At 69.4% G+C, this 17,944-nt stretch carries 14 protein-coding genes and 5 pseudogenes; 7 read left to right on the forward strand and 12 right to left on the reverse strand.

What is annotated here, in order from left to right; genetic code table 11:
* The 5 genes and pseudogenes from ACFVYS_RS35685 to ACFVYS_RS35705 form a co-directional block, all read right to left on the reverse strand.
* A pseudogene (locus ACFVYS_RS35685) lies at positions 1 to 475 on the reverse strand (hypothetical protein); the annotation flags it as partial.
* Between the two features lie 123 nt (positions 476 to 598).
* Positions 599 to 849, reverse strand: a pseudogene (locus ACFVYS_RS35690) (XRE family transcriptional regulator); the annotation flags it as partial.
* Positions 850 to 852: 3 nt separating this feature from the next.
* Complete coding sequence (locus tag ACFVYS_RS35695) at positions 853 to 1,713, reverse strand: rod shape-determining protein (protein ID WP_389508926.1); 861 nt, start codon at positions 1,711 to 1,713, stop codon at positions 853 to 855.
* Positions 1,710 to 2,084: a TraR/DksA family transcriptional regulator gene (locus tag ACFVYS_RS35700; RefSeq protein WP_389508928.1), complete on the reverse strand. Its 375-nt coding sequence runs from the start codon at positions 2,082 to 2,084 to the stop codon at positions 1,710 to 1,712. The genes ACFVYS_RS35695 and ACFVYS_RS35700 overlap by 4 nt, the downstream gene beginning before the upstream one ends.
* 46 nt (positions 2,085 to 2,130) lie before the next feature.
* Positions 2,131 to 2,457, reverse strand: a complete 327-nt coding sequence (locus tag ACFVYS_RS35705) for a TraR/DksA family transcriptional regulator (protein WP_389508930.1) — start codon at positions 2,455 to 2,457, stop codon at positions 2,131 to 2,133.
* 344 nt (positions 2,458 to 2,801) lie between these two features.
* Between ACFVYS_RS35705 and ACFVYS_RS35710 the strand changes: the two genes are divergently transcribed.
* The 3 genes and pseudogenes from ACFVYS_RS35710 to secD all read left to right on the forward strand — a co-directional run bounded on the left by ACFVYS_RS35710 (position 2,802) and on the right by secD (position 7,261).
* Positions 2,802 to 3,752 carry a HAMP domain-containing sensor histidine kinase gene (locus ACFVYS_RS35710; protein ID WP_389508932.1) on the forward strand — a complete coding sequence of 317 codons (951 nt, stop codon included), beginning with the start codon at positions 2,802 to 2,804 and terminating at the stop codon, positions 3,750 to 3,752.
* On the forward strand, positions 3,749 to 4,414 hold the full coding sequence (locus tag ACFVYS_RS35715) for a response regulator (protein WP_389508934.1): 666 nt from the start codon (positions 3,749 to 3,751) through the stop codon (positions 4,412 to 4,414). Before ACFVYS_RS35710 ends, ACFVYS_RS35715 begins: the two co-directional genes overlap by 4 nt.
* Before the next feature lie 583 nt (positions 4,415 to 4,997).
* Positions 4,998 to 7,261 (forward strand): annotated as a pseudogene (gene secD, locus ACFVYS_RS35720) (protein translocase subunit SecD).
* Between the two features lie 34 nt (positions 7,262 to 7,295).
* Here secD and ACFVYS_RS35725 read toward each other — a convergent pair.
* Positions 7,296 to 7,468: pseudogene (locus ACFVYS_RS35725) on the reverse strand (transcriptional regulator); the annotation flags it as partial.
* Between the two features lie 197 nt (positions 7,469 to 7,665).
* Between ACFVYS_RS35725 and ACFVYS_RS35730 the strand changes: the two are divergent.
* A complete protein-coding gene (locus tag ACFVYS_RS35730; RefSeq protein ID WP_389508936.1) occupies positions 7,666 to 8,346 on the forward strand; it encodes a DUF4241 domain-containing protein in 681 nt (226 codons plus the stop codon).
* 38 nt (positions 8,347 to 8,384) lie between these two features.
* Positions 8,385 to 9,214, forward strand: a protein-coding gene (locus tag ACFVYS_RS35735; protein WP_389509011.1) for an IS5 family transposase whose coding sequence is annotated in 2 segments (ribosomal slippage) — positions 8,385 to 8,733 and positions 8,733 to 9,214 — 831 coding nt in all. Because the reading frame shifts where the segments join, the coding sequence is not laid out codon by codon here.
* A 48-nt stretch (positions 9,215 to 9,262) separates the two neighbouring features.
* Here the strand turns inward: ACFVYS_RS35735 and coaD are convergent.
* Positions 9,263 to 9,688 (reverse strand): pantetheine-phosphate adenylyltransferase, encoded by a 426-nt coding sequence (coaD, locus tag ACFVYS_RS35740; RefSeq protein ID WP_389508938.1) that lies wholly within the window; start codon positions 9,686 to 9,688, stop codon positions 9,263 to 9,265.
* A gap of 731 nt (positions 9,689 to 10,419) precedes the next feature.
* On the opposite strand from coaD, the pseudogene ACFVYS_RS35745 reads away from it, so the two are divergent.
* A pseudogene (locus ACFVYS_RS35745) lies at positions 10,420 to 10,683 on the forward strand (transposase); the annotation flags it as partial.
* A 78-nt stretch (positions 10,684 to 10,761) separates the two neighbouring features.
* Here the strand turns inward: ACFVYS_RS35745 and ACFVYS_RS35750 are convergent.
* Positions 10,762 to 11,085, reverse strand: a complete 324-nt coding sequence (locus ACFVYS_RS35750; RefSeq protein WP_389508940.1) for an ankyrin repeat domain-containing protein — start codon at positions 11,083 to 11,085, stop codon at positions 10,762 to 10,764.
* A gap of 307 nt (positions 11,086 to 11,392) precedes the next feature.
* Here ACFVYS_RS35750 and ACFVYS_RS35755 point away from each other — a divergent pair, with 307 nt between their 5' ends.
* Positions 11,393 to 13,348, forward strand: coding sequence for a flavin monoamine oxidase family protein (locus ACFVYS_RS35755; RefSeq protein ID WP_389509013.1), 1,956 nt, complete (start codon positions 11,393 to 11,395; stop codon positions 13,346 to 13,348).
* Positions 13,349 to 13,370: 22 nt separating this feature from the next.
* Here the strand turns inward: ACFVYS_RS35755 and ACFVYS_RS35760 are convergent, their stop codons facing one another.
* The 4 genes from ACFVYS_RS35760 to ACFVYS_RS35775 form a co-directional block, all read right to left on the reverse strand.
* Complete coding sequence (locus tag ACFVYS_RS35760) at positions 13,371 to 15,329, reverse strand: NAD-binding lipoprotein (protein WP_389508941.1); 1,959 nt, start codon at positions 15,327 to 15,329, stop codon at positions 13,371 to 13,373.
* A gap of 682 nt (positions 15,330 to 16,011) precedes the next feature.
* Positions 16,012 to 16,410 carry a hypothetical protein gene (locus tag ACFVYS_RS35765; RefSeq protein ID WP_389508943.1) on the reverse strand — a complete coding sequence of 133 codons (399 nt, stop codon included), beginning with the start codon at positions 16,408 to 16,410 and terminating at the stop codon, positions 16,012 to 16,014.
* A gap of 7 nt (positions 16,411 to 16,417) precedes the next feature.
* Positions 16,418 to 16,930 (reverse strand): replication-relaxation family protein, encoded by a 513-nt coding sequence (locus ACFVYS_RS35770; protein ID WP_389508945.1) that lies wholly within the window; start codon positions 16,928 to 16,930, stop codon positions 16,418 to 16,420.
* 400 nt (positions 16,931 to 17,330) lie between these two features.
* A complete protein-coding gene (locus ACFVYS_RS35775; RefSeq protein WP_389508947.1) occupies positions 17,331 to 17,663 on the reverse strand; it encodes a hypothetical protein in 333 nt (110 codons plus the stop codon).
* Positions 17,664 to 17,944 lie beyond the last annotated feature (281 nt).

A 17,944-nucleotide genomic window follows, 5' to 3' on the forward strand; every position in this document is an offset into this window, starting at 1 on the left:
GGACGGTGAGCAGCGGGCGCAGACCGGCGAAGTCGGTGACCAGGTCGGCCAGGACGCGGGTGGGCTGCTGGCCGTGGTAGCCGTACCCGTAGCTCTCGGCTGCCGCTTCCAGGTCGGCCAAGTCCTGGGGCATGTCGGGGGAGAGGGTCTGATCGACGTCGGTCCGGGCGGCGGTGAGGGCGGCGAGGGCCGGAGCGGTGAGGCCGGCGGCCAGTGCGCCGCGCAGCAGGTTGCGGCGCTTCATCGGATCATCTTCTCCATGGCGGGACTCCGTGCTGTGGGCGGCGGTGTCCTCCCAGGGTTGCGCAGCGAGCCGCAGTAGGGCACCGGGAATGCGCAGTCCGCCGGCGATTCTCTCGACAGTTGCCAGCGCGGTGACAGCTGCGGTGCCCCGGGCGATCTGGCTGGCGCGATCGGATTTGAGCGCGCACGCTTCGGCGATCCGGTTGAAGGAGATCCCCACGTCGTGGGCCATGGCGAAGACCGTGGTGAAATCCCGCTCAGCCAGGCCGCAGATCAGGCACGGACACAGGGGTGGTCAGCATCGGCTCCGGCAGCGCGACCAGTGAGTGATCGAAGATCACAAAGTGCTGATTGACCTGTTGCGGACCTGTGGCTGGCAGCGCTGCCGTACCGCGTCGTCGATCTTCGCGGCGACGTCAACGCGGGCGTGCTTGCGGGCGCCGCGCCGGTACCTGTTCACGGAGTCGGCGGTGCCCCCCTGCGCGACGGCGCGGGCGCTGCCCAGCTGCCTGAGCAGGCAGCCGACCTTGCCTTGAGCGCCTTGGGCGGCTGGCGGGTGTAGCTTTCGCGGTCGGCCCGCTCGATCGCATCGTCGATCTCGCCCACCGGTTACTCCCCTTCGTCGAGGACGGCGTCGCCGCCCTTGATGTGACGAGCCGGATTCAGACCCTGCTGCGTGGTGGAGGGGTGGGTGTGGGCGGCTTGGAGGAGTTTGGCTGCGCCGCGGACTGCGGCGGTGTGGGGAGAGGGGACGGGCTGGACAGGGGTATGCAGCTGGCCGGTGAGGCCGTAGGTGATGTCGGGTCGTAGTGCGCCCCCGCCGGCGAGGAGTGCGCCCCGCTGGAGGGCGTCGAGCGTCTGGGAGGTGCGGTCCTGGTCCAGCATGGCGGTCAGCATGGCGACGACCGCGTCAGTGATCTGCGTGGGCGGGGTGAGGCGGTCCAGGTCGCTGGTGCCCAGGGCGGTGTGGCGGGCGTCTGTCACCGCGCCGTCGGTGAGGAGCGTGACCTCGGTGAGGTGGGCGCCGATGTCGACGACGAGCAGGGGATGGGTGAGGTCGGCGTCCGCGGCCATCGCCACAGCACGGGCGGTGGGGACGGTCAGTACGGTGCGCGGGCGAAGGACGTCCACTGCGGTGCGGGCTTCGGCACGGTAAGTGACTCCGCCCAGGACGGGCGTGGTCAGGATGAGCAGCGGGCGGCCGAAGCGGGGCAGGCGGTGGCTGAGCAGCCGGTCGAGCATCCGGGCCGTTCCGGGGGTGTCGACGATCGCCCCGCGCTGGATGGGATACATGGCACCGGTGCCCGGGAAGGTCACCGTGGGCACGTCGAGGATCATGCGCCGTCCGGACGTCCAGGCGCGGGTGCGGGCGCTGCCGAGATCGAGGGCGATGCCCGTGCACTGCCGGCACCAGGGCCACGAGCGGTGCCGGGCGGCCACGGGACTATTGGGGCTGGGGGCGGTGGTCACCGGTCCGCCTCCCTGACCTGCTGGCATCGGGCGCAGTAGCGGGCCTGCGGCACGATCATCAGTCGCTCGCGGGCGATGGGGCTGCGGCACAGGTGGCAGGTGCCGTAGCGGCCCTGGTCCATCCGTTTGAGGGCGGCTTCGACGTCGGCCAGAACCATGCGGGCGGAGGCGGCGAGTTTGACGCGGACCTCGATCTGGGAGGCGGCTTGCCGGTCGCGGTGCGCGTCGGCGCGGGTCGTGGCGGCGGTGGAGAGCTGGTGCAGCTGTTCCTGGCGGAACAGGCGCTGCTCGTGCAGGTTCTCGCGCAGTGCGGCGAAGTCCTCGATCGACAGGTTGGTGTTGCGGTCGTCGATGATCTGGTGGTTCACCAAGTCACCCCCTGGGCAGGGCGGGAGAGGGAGGTCGGACGGGTGGTTGTCAGGCGGAATAGCGCTGGCAGGGGACGCAGAACGGGGTGTAGGGCAGGATCTCGAGGCGTTCGACCGGGATCGGCCTGGCGCAGCCCTGGCAGATGCCGTAGCTGCAGTCCTGGACGCGGGCGAAAGCGGCCTCGACCTCGGCGAGGACTCGCTGGATGGTGTCTTTCTGCGTGGACATCACCTGTTCCTCCGCGTCAGCCCGGGCCTCGTCGATGGCCCGCAGTTGGGTGAGGCGGGAGGCCCGTTCGTGTTCGAGGCGCTGGAGGGCCTCGTGCGCCGTCAGCCGTTCAGGGCGGGTTTCGGTCTGGGGCGTATCGAGTGACATGGCGATTCCTTCTTTCCACGTGAGGTGAGGTGCGCCGGGCGGGGTAGATATTGGGGCGAGGGCCGGGGGAGAGTCACGGGGGCTGGTTCATGCCTCTACCGTGGCCGCGATGCCGCACAAAGCCCATCGGGCGCGATACCCATCTATGGCAGGGCGCAAGGCCCATCGCGGGATGGGGAGGCCACGAGCGGGAAATGGGCATTGGAGCCCATCGACGCCGGAACCGGCAGCGGGCAGCCTGGACAGCAGGCCGGTCAGGACCAGTGGACGCAGCTCATGCTCGGAGTGCTTGGTGACCGACAGAAGAGACAAAGCCGTGTCACACATAGAGAGGCGTCATTCCGGTGTCCCTGTTCTGGCGGATCTTCGTGCTCAATGCGGTGGTGCTGGGAAGCGCCACCGCGCTGCTGCTGTGGGCACCGGTGACCGTCTCCGTGCCGGTGGTGCTGACCGAGGCGGTCATCCTCGTGTCCGGCCTGGTGGTCATGCTGGTTGCCAACGCCGCTCTGCTGCGGATCGGGCTGGCCCCGCTGGAGCGGCTCACGCGGCTGATGGCCACCGTCGATCTGCTGCGTCCCGGGCAACGGCTGCCGGAAGGGGGCCGTGGTGAGACCGCCGAACTGATCCGCACCTTCAACGCCATGCTCGAGCGCCTCGAGCACGAACGGGCCTCCAGCAGCGCCCGCGCCCTGTTCGCGCAGGAAGCGGAGCGGCGCCGCATCGCCCAGGAGCTGCACGATGAGGTGGGCCAGAGCATGACCGCGATCCTGCTGTCGCTGGAGCGGGCCGCCGACGACGCCGACGAGCCCCTGCGCGGTGACCTGCGGCAAGTACAGGAGATCACCCGGGGGAGCCTGGACGAGGTACGGCGTCTGGTGCGTCGGCTACGGCCGGGCGTACTGGAGGATCTCGGTCTGGTCAGCGCGCTGACCTCGCTGACCAGCGAGTTCGCCACCCGCGTAGGGCTGCGTGTGGTACGTCGCTTCGAGACCGGCCTGCCCGCGCTGGACCATCAGACGGAGCTGGTGCTGTACCGCGTCGCCCAGGAAGCCCTGACCAACGCGGCCCGTCATGCCGAGGCCGGCCAGGTCGAGGTGAGCCTGCGCCACACCGGCGAGGCGGTGGTGCTGGCCGTCATCGACGACGGCCGCGGCACCGGGGTTGCCCGCGAAGGGGCAGGAATGCGCGGAATGCGCGAGCGGGCCCTGCTGATCGGGGCCACTCTGGATGTCATCTCCCAGCCGCAGGCCGGTACGACGGTCCGGCTCACCGTGCCCCTCAGGAAGCAGCCATGACCACGCCGCACACATCCGTGATCCGTATCCTCCTCGCCGACGATCATGCGTTGGTACGTCGTGGGGTGCGGCTCATCCTCGACCGGGAGCCGGACCTGGAGGTCGTCGCCGAGGCCGGGGACGGGGCGGAGGCCATCGAGCTGGCCCGCACCCATGAGGTCGACCTGGCCGTGATGGACATCGCCATGCCCCGGATGACCGGCCTGCAGGCCACCCGGGAACTTCTCGCGCTCAAGCCCGGCATGCGGGTGCTGATGCTGACGATGCATGACAACGAGCAGTACTTCTTCCAGGCGCTGAAGGCCGGCGCCAGCGGATATGTGCTCAAGTCCGTGGCCGACCGCGACCTGGTGGCCGCATGCCGCGCCGCCATGCGCGACGAGCCCTTCCTGTATCCGGGTGCGGTCACCGCGCTCATCCGCAACTACCTCGACCGGGTCCGCCACGGCGAGGAGCCGCCCGATCAGGTGCTGACCGCACGCGAGGAGGAGGTCCTCAAGCTCGTGGCCGAGGGGCACTCGTCGAAGGAGATCGCCGAGATGCTCTTCATCAGCATCAAGACCGTCCACCGGCATCGGGAGAACCTGCTGCACAAGCTCGGCCTGCGGGACCGGCTGGAACTCACCCGCTACGCGATTCGCGCGGGTCTCATCCAAGCCTGAGTCTGCTGTCTTCCTCAGGGCTCCGGCAGCCCACTCCCCAGCCGGGGCCCTGAGGCTCCGCGCTGCTGCCAGCCGGCCGCCACCAAGGGGAAGGGAGAGGGGATGGCCCGCTTCGAGCGCACCGCTCCGCGCACGCGTGGATCTGGCTCGACAGCGGTGTGGGCCGTCCTGCTCGCTGTTCTGGCCTCCCTGCTCGGCTCGTCTGCCCTGGGCAGTGAGGACCCCCGTGTATCGAGTGGCACGGTGGCCGCTGCCGAGGCCGCGTCGGCGCACAGCGAGTCCTACGCAGACAGGGCGGACCCCGCGGTCTGCACCGTTTCCGTTCGAAGCCATCGGGACGGCGCCGGCGAGCGTCATGCTCCGCCGGTCTCCACCCCGAGTGCGTCGCCTGGCACGGGGGCCGACCCGTTCCGGCTCGCACAGCCCCCGTTCTCGGCGATAGGCCCGCCTGAATCGGAGCAACCGGCACACCGCCATGGGGTGAGGGCACCACCCGTGCTCTCCGGCATCTGAACCTTCACCTCTTCTCCCTTCTTGGCCGCGGCCACTGTCCTGGCCGTGGTGTGCCTGCCGGAGGCCCCCTGTGAACCGATCCCCGCACAACAGAGGGCTGATCGCCCTCGCTGCCGTCGCCCTGTCCCTGTACGTCGCGCTCACCGTGCCCGTCCACCTCGGACTCGATCTGCGAGGCGGCACCCAGATCGTGCTGGAAACCCGCCCCACCGCCGCCGACACCGACGGCGAGGCCACGGACCGCACCGTAGAGGTGCTGCGCGGCCGCATCGACGCGCTCGGTGTCGCCGAACCCACCATCACCCGCTCCGGCAGCGACCGGATCGTCGTCGAACTGCCCGGCCTGCAAGATTCCCGCAAGGCGGCCGACGTGCTCGGCCGCACCGCCCAGCTCACCTTCCACCAGGTACTCGGCACGGCCACTGGCGCCGACGACCTGCCCGAACCGCTGCCCAAACGGCCTCGTCAGCAGGTGCTGGCCGACGAGTCCGGCCAACATCTGCGTCTTCAGGCGACTTCACTGACCGGCAAGGACGTCGAGAAGGCAACCGCCCGCTTCGACCAGCAGAGCGGCGGCGGATGGCACGTCACCGTCGACTTCAGGGGATCGGGCGAACAGGGGTGGGCCCGCCTGACCGGCGAGGCCGCCTGCCACACGGCCGGAGACCCCGCCGGGTCGCCATCGTCCTGGACGACAAGATCATTTCTTCGCCGCAGGTCGACCCGTCCGTCGCCTGCCGGTCCGGCATCAGCGGCGGCTCCACCCAGATCACCGGCACGTTCAACGACAGCGAAGCCAAAGAGCTGGCCCTGCTCATCAACGGCGGCGCCCTGCCGGTGCCGGTCGAGACCGTCGAGCAGCGCACCGTCGGCCCCACCCTGGGCGCGGAAGCCATCAGGGCCAGCGCCTGGGCCGCCGTCATCGGCACCGCCCTGACCTCGCTGTTCATCATCGCCGTCTACCGCCTCATGGGCGCCCTGGCCACCGTCGCCCTGGCCTGCTACGGCCTCATCTCCTACGCCGCCCTCGCCGCCCTCGGCGCCACCCTCACCCTGCCCGGCCTCGCCGGCTTCGTGCTGGCCATCGGCATGGCAGTCGACGCCAACGTGCTCGTCTTCGAACGCGCCCGCGAGGAGTACGCCTCTCGCCACCGCCCCACCCCACGGTCGTCCCTGACCGCCGGATTCCGCAGGGCCTTCAGCGCGATCGCCGACTCCAACATCACCACCCTCATCGCCGCCGGCCTGCTGTTCTTCCTCGCTTCCGGCCCGGTGCGCGGGTTCGGCGTCACGCTGGGCATCGGCGTCCTCGCCTCCATGCTCAGCGCTCTCGTCATCACCCGTGCCCTGGCCGACTACGCCGTCGCCCGCCCCCGCCTGCGCCGCCGCCCCCACCTCACCGGCATCGCCCACACCGGCACAGTCCGCGATCGCCTCGCCCGTACCCACCCGGACCTGATGCGCCACCCGCGCCGGTGGCTGGCCGCCTCCGCCGCCGCCCTCGTCCTCGCTGCCTCCGGCATCGCTGTGCGCGGCCTCGACTTCGGCATCGAATTCACCGGTGGCCGCCTCATCGAATACAGCACCGCCGCCCCCGTCGACGCAGACCGGGCCCGCACCGCGCTCGCCGACGCGGGATTCCCCCGGGCCGTCGTCCAGACCTCCGGCGAGAACCAGCTCACCGTCCGTACCCACCACTTGAGCAACACCCAGGCAGCGACCATCACCGACACCATCACCGACCTGACACACCCGGCCGACAAGATCCGCGACGAAGCCATCGGACCCAGCCTCGGCAAGGAACTGCGCCAAGGCGCCCTCATCGCCCTCGGTGTCACCCTCGCCGCCCAGCTGATCTATCTCGCGGCACGCTTCCGCTGGCTGCTGGGCACCTCGGCGGTCGCCACCCTCGCCCACGACGTTGTGATCCTCATCGGCACTTTCGCCTGGCTCGGCAAGCCCGTCGACGGAGTCTTCCTGGCCGCGCTGCTGACCGTCATCGGCTACTCCGTCAACGACTCCGTCGTCGTCTTCGACCGGATCAGGGAACTCGGCCGCCATGACCGCAAGACGCCCTTCGCCCGCATCGCCAACCAGGCGCTTCTGCAGACCCTGCCCCGCACCGTCAACACCGGCATGGGCGCCGCGTTCATCCTCACCGCGCTGGCCGTTCTCGGCGGCGACACTCTGACCGACTTCGCTCTCGCCCTCCTCATCGGCCTCGTAGTGGGCACCTACTCCTCGATGTTCACCGCCACACCGCTGGCCATCGAACTGCACCAGCGCGGCGGGGCCGGTCGCATCCCCGCGGTCAGGGGCAGCGCGCGCCGCTGAGGTTGGGGAGGTCCGGTCCTGTCGTCTGTGATGATCAGGCGACAGGCTCCAACCGGACACAGCACCGGCCCGGGCTGGGTGAGAGACAGGCTGCATACCTGCCCTCGTCCAGCCCGTGCAGGACGCCGCGCATCAGGTGCAGGTTCATGCGCACACCGTCTGCGCATGCTCACGCGCCAGGGCGTGGAAGGGGCAGTTGCCCAGCACGCCTGGCCTGCTGAAGGCTGTGGTGGCTGCTCGTCGTGCACCGCGCCGGTCACCGACACGGTCGCTGCTCACGCGTGAGCGCTGCCCGATGTGGTCTCGTCGGTGGAGAGCACTGCGGCGCGGCGATCGGGCGCCGACATGTCAGTGCCTGCTTCTAGGATCCACCGAATACACACCGGTTCACGGAGGTTCCTCGCATGCCCATCACCGCGCCCGACTACTCCCGGTACTTCACCGACGGGACCGCCTTCGCTTGCGGACGCGACCTGACCGGGACGCTGTCCGTGGTGCGCGTGGGCGAACTCACCCTGTACTCGGGTCAGGTGGTGGCGTGCGACCCGTTCGTTTACCTGGGCAGTGGGGACGTACAACCATTCACGGTGGCGGTGGAGCCCGGCCGTTACGCCGTGGACGATGCCGTTGTCATGCTGGTTCGTCCAGGCGCGGAGTCGGGGCCTCACCCGCACACTCGCGTCGCGGCCGTCCGGCTGGTGATTCGTGATGTGGAGGTGGCCGGGTGGGAGCTTGCGCTGCTGCCCGGGCAGGATCCGGCGGAACTGGGTGACGAGCAGTACTTCGGCTACGGCGTGGACGCGGGTACCGGTTGCTTCTACGACGCCTCGGCCGAGAACGCTTTTCCGGGGACGGAGGACGAGGAAGGGGCGGTGTGGGCGGCCATGGAGTCTGTCGGGCACGGGCCCGGCGTCTTCATGGCCCAGGGCGAGGGCGGCCACAACCTCGCCGGGTTCACGTCCGGGTGGGGCGACGGCGCATATCCGACGTGGATCGGCCGCGCGGCGGACGGCAGCGTCGCCTGCTTCCTCACCGACTTCTTCGTCATACCCCACTCGGCCGAGGCCGACGCGCAGGCTTCTTAGACCGTGTCCCATGTGGAGCTGGGTCGTTGGGCTTGGTTATGAGGCGGGGTAGGTGGAGTTGGATTGTTCCGGACGGGCTGTGGGAGATCGCGGAGCCGCTGATCCCGCCGTCGAAGGTGCGGCCGCAGGGTGGCGGAACACAGGACACACCTGATGAGACGCTGTTCGCGGCCATCATCTACGTGCTGGTCAGCGGGTGCGCCTGGCGGGCTTTGCCACCGTGCTTCGGCATATCGAAGTCGACCGCGCATCGCCGGTTCCTGATCTGGTCCCGGGCGGGAGTATGGGGTCGGCTGCACGAGGAGATCCTGCACCGCCTCGACGACGCCGGCCTGCTCGACCTCTCCCGCGCCGTGCTTGATTCCGCCCATGTGAGGGCGAAAAAACGGGCGACCTCACAGGTCCGAGTCCCCTGGACCGGGGCAAGCCGGGTTCCAAGATGCACGTCCTGTCGGACGCGAACGGACTGCCCCTCCTCGTCGGCGTCTCGGCCGCCAACACCCACGACAGCCTCGCCCTGAAGCCGATGATCGAGGGTCACCAAACGAGACACGACCCCCACCGCGGGCGGTTCTTCAAGCCTCGACGCCTGCACGCCGACAAGGCATATGACGTCCCCCACCTGCGGAAGTGGCTATGGGGCAGGCGCATTGGCGTTCGAATCGCTCGCAAGGGCATCGAGTCCAGCGAACGACTGGGGCGCCGACGCTGGGTCATCGAACGGACCATGTCCTGGCTGACCGGCTACCGCCGACTCAATCACCGCTACGAACGCCATCCCCGTAACTACCTGGCGTTTCTCGGCCTCGCTGCAGCCCTCTGTTGCTACAAACGGCTCGTCCGCCTCACCGCCCAGGACACATCCTAGGAACCCTCGCTGCCGCCCTCACTTGCTGGACGAAGCTCGCTCAAATCATCATTCGGGGACACGGTCTTGTTGAGTCATCGCGGTGACGAGGGTGGAGGAGATGTGGGCCAGGGCGGGGTCTGCAGCGATGAAGAACGTTTCGACTCCGGCCAGTTCGCGGTTCATGCGGGCCATCGGCATTTCGTAGTCCAGGTCGGCAACGCCGCGGACTCCGCGGATGACGACGTCGATTCCGACTCGGCGGCAGTAGTCGACCAGCAGGCCACCGGTGTGTGAGTCGACCGTAACGTTGCTCAAGTCAGTTGCTGCCGCGCGGAGCCGGTCCAGCCGTTCCGTGATGGGGAAGCGGCCGGTCTTGTTCGAATTGAACATCACGCACACGACGACCTCGTCGAACAGGAGGGCAGCGCGCCGGAGTACGTCCTGGTGCCCTTGAGTGACCGGGTCGAAGGATCCTGGGAAGAGGGCTCGCATGATCGGAAAGAGTAACAAGCGGCCGCCCCCGGGAGTGGGGTGCCAGGGCATCCAAACCACCAAGATCATGAGTGGCAGGGAGAACGTCTAGCGGGACGGAACAACCGCAACGTCCCACGTAGATCGCAGCCACGTGGGACACGCTCTTAAGCCCCGAGGAAGCGAGACGGCCAGGTGGACCGTGAAGTCCTCCCCGCGCCGAGGCCCCGCCCGGAGCGGGACTGCAGCCGGGAGAAGGCCACCACCCCGCTGTTCAGGACTGCTACGAGCTCCCCGTCCAGTACACATTCGGGCAGCACCCGAGCAGCGCGGGCGATATCGGCGAAGGGAGCCGCCAGGTCGGTGCCATGGCGGCTCCAGAGGTGCCCCGCACCGGTGAGGACCTGGCAGTGCCATCCGTCGAACTTCGGCTCCAGGCTCAGACCGACACCAACGCAGACCTCTTCGACCGGACGGCACAGCGCCAACGGGACCGGAAGTGCAAGGGACGTCATGAGGTAGCCGTACGCGCTTCATTCTGCGAGGGGTGGTGGCGTGTGGGTGGGCTGTCGCGCCCAGGCGGAGACGGTTTGCCAGGCAGACGTCGAGCAAGTCCGGGGAGGTCAGGAGCGCGTCGAGCCGGGTTTTGATCTCCTTGCGGTCGGGGACACCGACTGGCGGCCGCGCACATATGAAGAGCGCCGACGCGGGCTGCTGGAGTTGCTACAGGAGGGCCCGGCGCTCATCCGGCCAGATCCGGGTCCTCGATTCGTGGCGAGAGCCCGTCCCACAGGGGTAACAAACACCTCAAACGGGCGTTCTTCCTGGCCGCGTTCGCCTCGCTGTCCGACCCGGCGTCCAGGACCTACTACGAGCGGAAGAGTGCCGAGGGGAAACGGCACAAGCAGGCCCTGATGTGTCTCGCCCGCCGCCGCGTCGACGTGCTGTTCGCGATGCTCCGCGACGGCACCTTCTACACATCACCGTCGACATCGACATCGGCATCGGCGGCGTGAGTAGGCACAGCCCACGGCCAGATGGGCCGCCACGTCATAGTTCGCAATCCGTTGCGCAAGGCCACGCGGGCTGACCCCTTACCCGTTCTCCAGGTCGGTGTCAGCACCCGCCGCCCGGAGGAGACGCAGGACCGCCGGATCACCCCGATAGCTGAAGACCGCCCGCCACAAGGCGGTGTTGCCCTGACCATCCGGGACATCCACGGACGTGCCCGCCGCCAGCAGTTCTTCCACGATCACCGGCTCCTGGGCCTGAGCGGCGAAGTGCAAGAGAGTCCACCCGGCGCCATCCGCGGCGTCCGGATCGGCTCCCTCCGCCAACGCTGCACGGACCCCGGCCACATCACCATCAACGACGGCATGGTGCACCGCCACACGACCCAACCGATCCCCATCCGCCATGCCCTACATCCTCACCCGGCTTGACGAAACAGATAGGGGCACCCCCCGGCCCTCGGCAGCGTCGGGCTCACCGAAGTTCTGTTCCGTGGCGTCGCCGTCGTAGGTGACCTGTGAGACAGCGAGTGGACTCCGACCCTGCCCCGACGGCCCCCGCGTAGCGGACGCCCGGCCGGAGCGGAGGCCGCCCGTACGAAACTCAGTTCGTCAGCTCGGGACGGCGCGCGACGCACGTCCGGGTGGTATTTCCCCGCGCGCGTGCATTCTGGTCGTTCGGGTCCGGGCGAGCGGCAAGAGTTGGGTCATGATCATGGATCCCGCTGCCAACTCCGATACCCCTGAAGCTCCCGGAACCCCCGGCGGGCCCGCACCGGCGCCCTCCCGCCGTACCGTCATCGCCGGCGCGGCCGCCATCGCCGGAGCCGGCGGACTGACGATCGCCGCCACCTCCGCCGAGACCGCGCAGGCGCAGGCCGCCCCCGCCACCGCGGTCACCGACTGGGGCGCCTGCCTGACGATCGCCCGGGCCATCCTCGTACGGGACGACGAGGACCAGCCGCTCGTACCGCGCTACGCCGACATCCTCCTGAAGCACGGTCTGCCCCGCTCGCGCCGCCCCGGCAAGAAGGTGCTGATCGTCGGCGCCGGGCCGGCCGGCCTCACCGCCGCACACCTCCTGCGCGAGGCCGGCCACCAGGTCACCGTCATCGAGGCCAACGCCAACCGGGTGGGCGGCCGGATCAAGACCTTCCGCACCGGCGGCCACGAGAACGCCGCCCAGCCCTTTGCCGACCCGAAGCAGTACGCCGAAGCCGGCGCGATGCGCATCCCCGACAGCCACCCCCTGGTCACCGGACTGATGGACAGCCTCGGCCTCAAGCGCCGTCGCTTCCACCTGGTCGACGTGGACGGGGCCGGCCGCCCCGCCTACCGGACGTGGATCTACGTCAACGGCATCCGCGTCCGCCGCGCCGACTACGCGCGCGCCCCGCAGGCACTCAATCGTTCCTTCGGAGTGCCGCAGGCGTACGAGTCCGTCCCCGCCTCGCAGATCGTCCGCGACGCCTTCGCCCCCGTACGCAAGGAGATCGAGGGCAAGAAGGACAAGGAACTCGTCGAGGGCTGGGCACGCGTCATCCAGCGGTACGGCCACATGTCGATGTACCGCTTCCTGACGGAAAAGGCAAGGCTCGACGAGCGGACCATCGACCTGATCGGAACCGTCGAGAACCTCACCTCCCGCCTGCACCTCGCCTTCGTACACAGCTTCATCGGCGCCTCCCTGATCAGCCCCGACACCGCCTTCTACGAACTGCCCGACGGCACCGCCACCCTGGCCGACGCGCTGTACGCCCGCGTAAAGGACCTCGTGCGGCTCGACCGCCGTGCCACCCGCATCTCCCACAGCGAGGGCAAGGTCACTGTCGAAACCGTCTCCGAGGGCCACGGCGGCAGCCCCGTACGGCGCGAGACCTTCACCGCCGACACCGCCATCATCACCGTCCCCTTCTCCGGGCTGCGCCACATTCCCATCGCTCCGGCGCTCTCCTACGGCAAGCGGCGCGCGGTCACCGAACTGCACTACGACGCCGCCACCAAGGTGCTGCTCGAATTCAGCCGCCGCTGGTGGGAGTTCGATGAGGCCGACTGGAAGCGCGAGTTGGAGGCCGTGCAGCCCGGCCTGTACCGGAAGTACCAGACCGGGCAGAGCCCGGCGAACGGAACCATGCTGGGCGCCCACCCCTCCGTACCCGAGGGCCACATCTCCGCAGGCCAGCGTGCCCACTACACGGCCAGCCGCGTCGTCACCCGCGACCAGCCCGAGGCGGCAGGCGTCATCGGTGGCGGCTCGGCCACCGACAACCCCAACCGCTTCATGTTCCAGCCTTCCTACCCCGTCGAAGGCAGCGCCGGCGGCGTCATCCTCGCCTCCTACAGCTGGTCGGACGACGCCCTGAAGTGGGACTCCCTGGACGACGAGGAGCGCTACCCGCGCGCCCTCGCCGGGGTCCAGGAGGTGTTCGGGCAGCGCATCGAGGTGTTCTACACCGGCGTCGGCCGCACCCAGTCCTGGATGCGCGACCCGTACGCCTACGGTGAGGCGTCCGTGCTGCTCCCCGGCCAGCACACCGAGCTCTTCGCCCACGTCCGAAAGGCCGAGGGCAACCTGCACTTCGCCGGATGCCACACCTCCATCAAGCCCGCGTGGATCGAGGGAGCCCTAGAATCCGCGGTGCGGACCGCCCTGGAAGTGCACACGGCGTAGCGGCCGCCCAGGCGGCGCGCCGTCAGCTCTCGGCGAGCACGATCAGCCAGTCCTCCTCCAAGAACCGGACCCGCTGCCGCTTGTCGGGGTTGATCCGCACCCCGTAGTCGGGGCCCGTGGCACTCCGCGCGCGCAGCCGGTAGCCGACCGCGCATTCCCGGCGCCGCCGCGCCGACTCGACGGTGGTGGCGAAGAAGACCTCATGGCCGGCCCGGACGTAGTCCGCGGCCGGCTTGAGGTGGAACTCGTGGCCCTCCGCCGTGAACAACTCCTCGAAGACCGCGGCGAGATACGGGCTCTGTGAGATCTGAGTCATCAGAAGGCTGATCAGCCGGCCGCTCACGATGAAGTCGGCGCCGTCACGGGCGGGCGCGAGGAGCCGGTTGCCGTCGTCGGACAGCTCGGTGGTGAGCGCGAGTTCCCGTTGCGCGGCGTCCCCGACAGCCCGCAGATGCAGCAGGGTGACCAGTGTCCTGTCGTCCGCCCGCGCCTCCGGATCCGTCACCGGAGCGAGAGAGGCGACGGGCGTGCCCGAGGCCGAGCCGCAGGCCGGGGCCGCGAGTTCCGTCTCACCGATCACGATCACGCTGTCGTACGAGGGCACGTCCAGCTTGGCCAGGGTGAGCGGGTCGGTGACGTCGCCCTCGCGGAAGGAGACTTCGAGGCGGGACCGCGCGGCCGTGAGAGCTCGCGCGCCACGCGTGGCCGCGTACTCGCCGAGCGCCACGACGTCCAGGGTGGTTCCCGGGCTCACGTACTGGTCGAACTGCTCGATGACGAGCGGGGCGCGGCGGTTCCAGCCGAGCAGGAGGAGGCGTTCGGCTTGGTCGGTCCTGGGCCCGGCCGTCACGATCGCATCCTCCTCGACATGGGAGGCCACGTCCGCCCGCACGGCCGTGTCGTCGTCCTGGGAGATGACGATGATCCGGTCGCCCGGGACGATCGCCACCCCCGGATCCGGATTGAGGGTGACGCTCCCGTCGGTGTGCAGCAGGCCGACCGCCGAGGAGGTGGCGAACGACAGCAGCGCCTCGCCGAACGTTCGCCCCACCAGGCCCCCGACGGCGACCGGGTAGAACTCGTCGCCCTCGAAATCGAGCAACTCCGAGTAGACGAGCGAGAGGCCGGGCTGCCGGGCGGTCTGGACGAGGAGCCGGGCGACGATGTCGTCGACGCACAGGACGTGTCCCGTGGGCCCGGCAGCCAGCCTGGCGGTCAGGTGGTTGTGGGAGTCACGGACGGCGGCGACCACCACCGCTTCCCCCTGACCGGACCCGGGGACGGCCGCGTCGAGGGCGAGCAGCGTCTTCACCACGTGGGCGTCACCGGTGTCCCCGGTGGGAGGCAGCACCAGCACCGCCTTCGCGGTGCGCGGACTCACCCGGCACAGCTCGGTGGGGTCGGTGGTGCTCCCGTTGCGGCAGATGATCCGCGTCCTGCCACTGTCGCTGACGCGGGCGGAGATCTCGTCCTCCATCCACACCTTGTCCTGCGGGGCAAGCACGGCGACGGCGGAGCGGCGCTGGTTCGCGTTGGCGGCCACCAGCTCCCCGAGCACGGGAAAGACCTGGTCCGACCACCCCAGGACGACGGTGTGCCGCGTCTCCAGCACGGTGGAGTGGCCGAGGCGCAGCGACATGATGCGCCGGTTGATGCCCGTGGTGATCAGACTGACCAGGGTCGACACGAAGAGCAGCGCCACGAGCGCGAGCGATACGGAAGCCAGCACGTAGAGCGGTGAGCCGACGGCGCCCCCGATCTTCAGCGTCTGGCCGACGCTGACCCACACTGCGGTGAGCCGACCGGAGAGCGTGGCCGGAGCGGCCCGGTCGGACCAGACGAGGACCATGCTCGCCGGAACGACGACGGCGAGGCAGGCCAGGGCGAGCCAGCCGATGAGCGCGGTCGTTCCCCCCGAGACCAGATGGTCGAAGCGGTACCGGAGACGGTGCCGGAGTGACGTCGTGTGCTGCTGCGCCACACAAGCTCCCGTACATGAGTCGATGCGCCGATCGGAGCGGCTGCCCGCCACCCCAGAATCACCCTAGGCAGATCCCTGCTCCCGCCCCCCTGGAACCGACCGACCTCACTCAGAGGTATGAACGCACCATGGAAGCCGGGCCGGGCGGGGTGTCGAGCGCGACGTTGGCGATCGGGTGCAGCGCCGTGCCGGGGGAAGGTCGGTGGCAAGGACGTCGACAAGGCCAAGGAGATCGCGGCCACCTACTGCGTCTACAACGCCGAGAGGTGCAACCAGAAGGCCGCGGCCGTCGCACGCGGCAACGTCATCCGCGACGCCGTCGCGACCCCACTGATGGCGTATCTGGGCGGAGCGGCGCCCTGCAACAGTCCACGACCTGGCTAACGACTGAGCATGGAATCAGAAACAGCCGCGCCGAGCCCGGTGCGCGTGACGCCCATGGGGTTTGGCACGACGGCGGCCGTGCCCGGCCGGCCCTCTTGCGCAGTCGGCGGGGCGGTGGCGGGGGCATCTGGGTCCGGGCGTCTGCGCAATGTCTGCGCAACGCGCTGACCTGCGCTGGTCGGGCTTGTGGCCGGAGTCCCGGCCCACCATCGTCGGGCCTGTGGTCGGGGGCGTTGCGCAGACCTCGCGGGCATTGCGCAGACCGACCCGGTTGCGCAATTGCCTGATGCGCACCCGTCTACGGCGTCAGCGGGTCCATCCAGCCGACCCGGCGTTCGGGGTCCCGTATGGGGCGCCACACCGCCGCGGCGGGACCGTGCTGGAGCAGGTCGGTCATCGACGCGACCAGCACCGTCACCTCCCGCAGGAAGAGCGCCACCGCGAGGTCGACGTCGGCCGCGTGGAGTGCTCGGAGACGGTTGTCGATGCCGGCGGGGCCGGTGCCGTCCAGGACGAACAGCAGCCGCGGGAAAAGCGGATAGTGCCGCTGCCACTCCTCCGGGACCGCCTCCACTGTGCGGCGCCGGCCGACGGGTGCAGGAGCGTAGTGGTGGAGCCGGGCGTAGCCGCGGAGTTTGGCGGCGAGGCGTTCGGGGCCCATGGTCGCCCGGTCGACCTCGAGGAACGCCCGCAGCATCGACCAGTCACCCCCCGCCACTGTTCCGGCGCCCGCGCTGGTAGTAGATCAGCGTGTCCGGGATAACGGCCTCACCGCCTCCGATGGGGTGGTGTACCTCGGGCAGGAAGTCCAGCGGCCGGCACACCTCGCCGCGGCGGCGCGCGTCCAGCAGGAACTGCAGCCCCGTCTCCGTGACCGTCAGGGTGTGGCTCACCCGCAGCCGCGCCGCTATCGGATCCGACACCAGGCGCGGCGGCCGCCGCCCGCGCAGCTCCGGCCACTCCGCAGCGACCTGCACCCCGTACCCGGTGGCGAACCACACCCGGGTACGGCCCGCCTGCGGCAAGGTGATCCGGTCGACCAGGCCCTCGGCACGCAGCTTGGCCAGCCGCCGTCTGGTCTGCTCGATCCGCACCCGCGGGGCGGTGATCAGGTGCATCTGCTCGGTGGTGGCCATCCGGTACTGCACCAGCACCGCCAGCGCCAGCCAGTCCCCGCCGCCGGCATCCACATCCGCCCGCGTTCTCGTCATCTTCATCGTCGGCAACTCCCGCACGCACACGGTGCAGTGCCGCCCTGATGCGGCACCGCGCGTACGCCCGAGCGCATCAGCCGGCCCCGACCACACCACCGACCACCAGGACCCGACCACGGTCACAGTGCGACAACACCACCCCCGACCCCGCCCAGGAGCAGCACCCCCTGCGACCGAGAGTGGCATCACCGCAGATCACCATGGCATTTCCAGCGTGGTCGCAAGCCCGACATCCCCCTCGGAGCACCCCCGCGCCCACACCAGCCGGAGACGAAGGAAGAGGACGGGGCAGGCCGGAACGCAGGGCGCGCTGTTGTGGGTCGGGCGTTTGCTGATGGTTTCGCGCGGCGGGGCCGCGCGAGACCGTTGTAATGCAGGTTGTGAAGGGCGAAGCGTTCAGAACTCAGTCGTGATTTGTCCGAGACGTCGTTCGTGCAGCCTTACGCGGGCGTTTGCGCAGTAGCGGCACGACGACGACCAGCATGACCGCGAGGCTCAGCACGTCACAGGTCAAAACGACGGCCGACGGCGCACCGAGAAGAGTCGGCAGCTTCCGCAAGAGGCCGCTCATCCCAAGAAGCAGCAGCAAGCCGCCGAAGACAGCGCGGCGCACATCGCCGGAAGCCCCTCGTTGACTCTTCACCCGCTCTCCCAGAATAAGGACAAGACCGGCGAGAGTTGCCAAACCGGCCATCACCGCGAAAAGCCAGTCCGCTACCGGTTCCGTTGTCCGCATCCCCGCCCCTGAAAGCCATCGAGCCCAAGCCCGCGCCGTTAACCCACTGCATTGACGCACCTGACCTTATGTCCCTCATGCGTAACAACCCAGTGGCTTGCACGAATGGACACGAGGTCTAGATCGGCCCCGGTTGTGTAGCAAGCAGCTCCTCGGTTGCCTCCGTCACGCGGTTTTCCGGTTCGACGAGCAAGGCTCGAAAAAGGCCAAAGACCTCTGTATCAGCTTCGTTCAGCGGGCTCTGGGAAGACATGAGCAGTCGACTCCACTGTTCCGCACAC

Origin of the sequence: Streptomyces sp. NPDC058295 (assembly GCF_042880655.1) — a bacterium.
Taxonomy (GTDB): Bacteria; Actinomycetota; Actinomycetes; order Streptomycetales; family Streptomycetaceae; genus Streptomyces; species Streptomyces coriariae.

Coding starts and splice junctions, on each gene's coding strand:
- ACFVYS_RS35705 (WP_389508930.1), bottom strand. CDS start 2,457: ATGTCACTCGATACGCCCCAGACCGAAACCCGCCCTGAACGGCTGACG.
- ACFVYS_RS35715 (WP_389508934.1), top strand. CDS start 3,749: ATGACCACGCCGCACACATCCGTGATCCGTATCCTCCTCGCCGACGAT.
- ACFVYS_RS35730 (WP_389508936.1), top strand. CDS start 7,666: ATGCCCATCACCGCGCCCGACTACTCCCGGTACTTCACCGACGGGACC.
- coaD (WP_389508938.1), bottom strand. CDS start 9,688: ATGCGAGCCCTCTTCCCAGGATCCTTCGACCCGGTCACTCAAGGGCAC.
- ACFVYS_RS35750 (WP_389508940.1), bottom strand. CDS start 11,085: ATGGCGGATGGGGATCGGTTGGGTCGTGTGGCGGTGCACCATGCCGTC.
- ACFVYS_RS35755 (WP_389509013.1), top strand. CDS start 11,393: ATGGATCCCGCTGCCAACTCCGATACCCCTGAAGCTCCCGGAACCCCC.
- ACFVYS_RS35765 (WP_389508943.1), bottom strand. CDS start 16,410: ATGCTGCGGGCGTTCCTCGAGGTCGACCGGGCGACCATGGGCCCCGAA.
- ACFVYS_RS35770 (WP_389508945.1), bottom strand. CDS start 16,930: ATGAAGATGACGAGAACGCGGGCGGATGTGGATGCCGGCGGCGGGGAC.
- ACFVYS_RS35775 (WP_389508947.1), bottom strand. CDS start 17,663: ATGCGGACAACGGAACCGGTAGCGGACTGGCTTTTCGCGGTGATGGCC.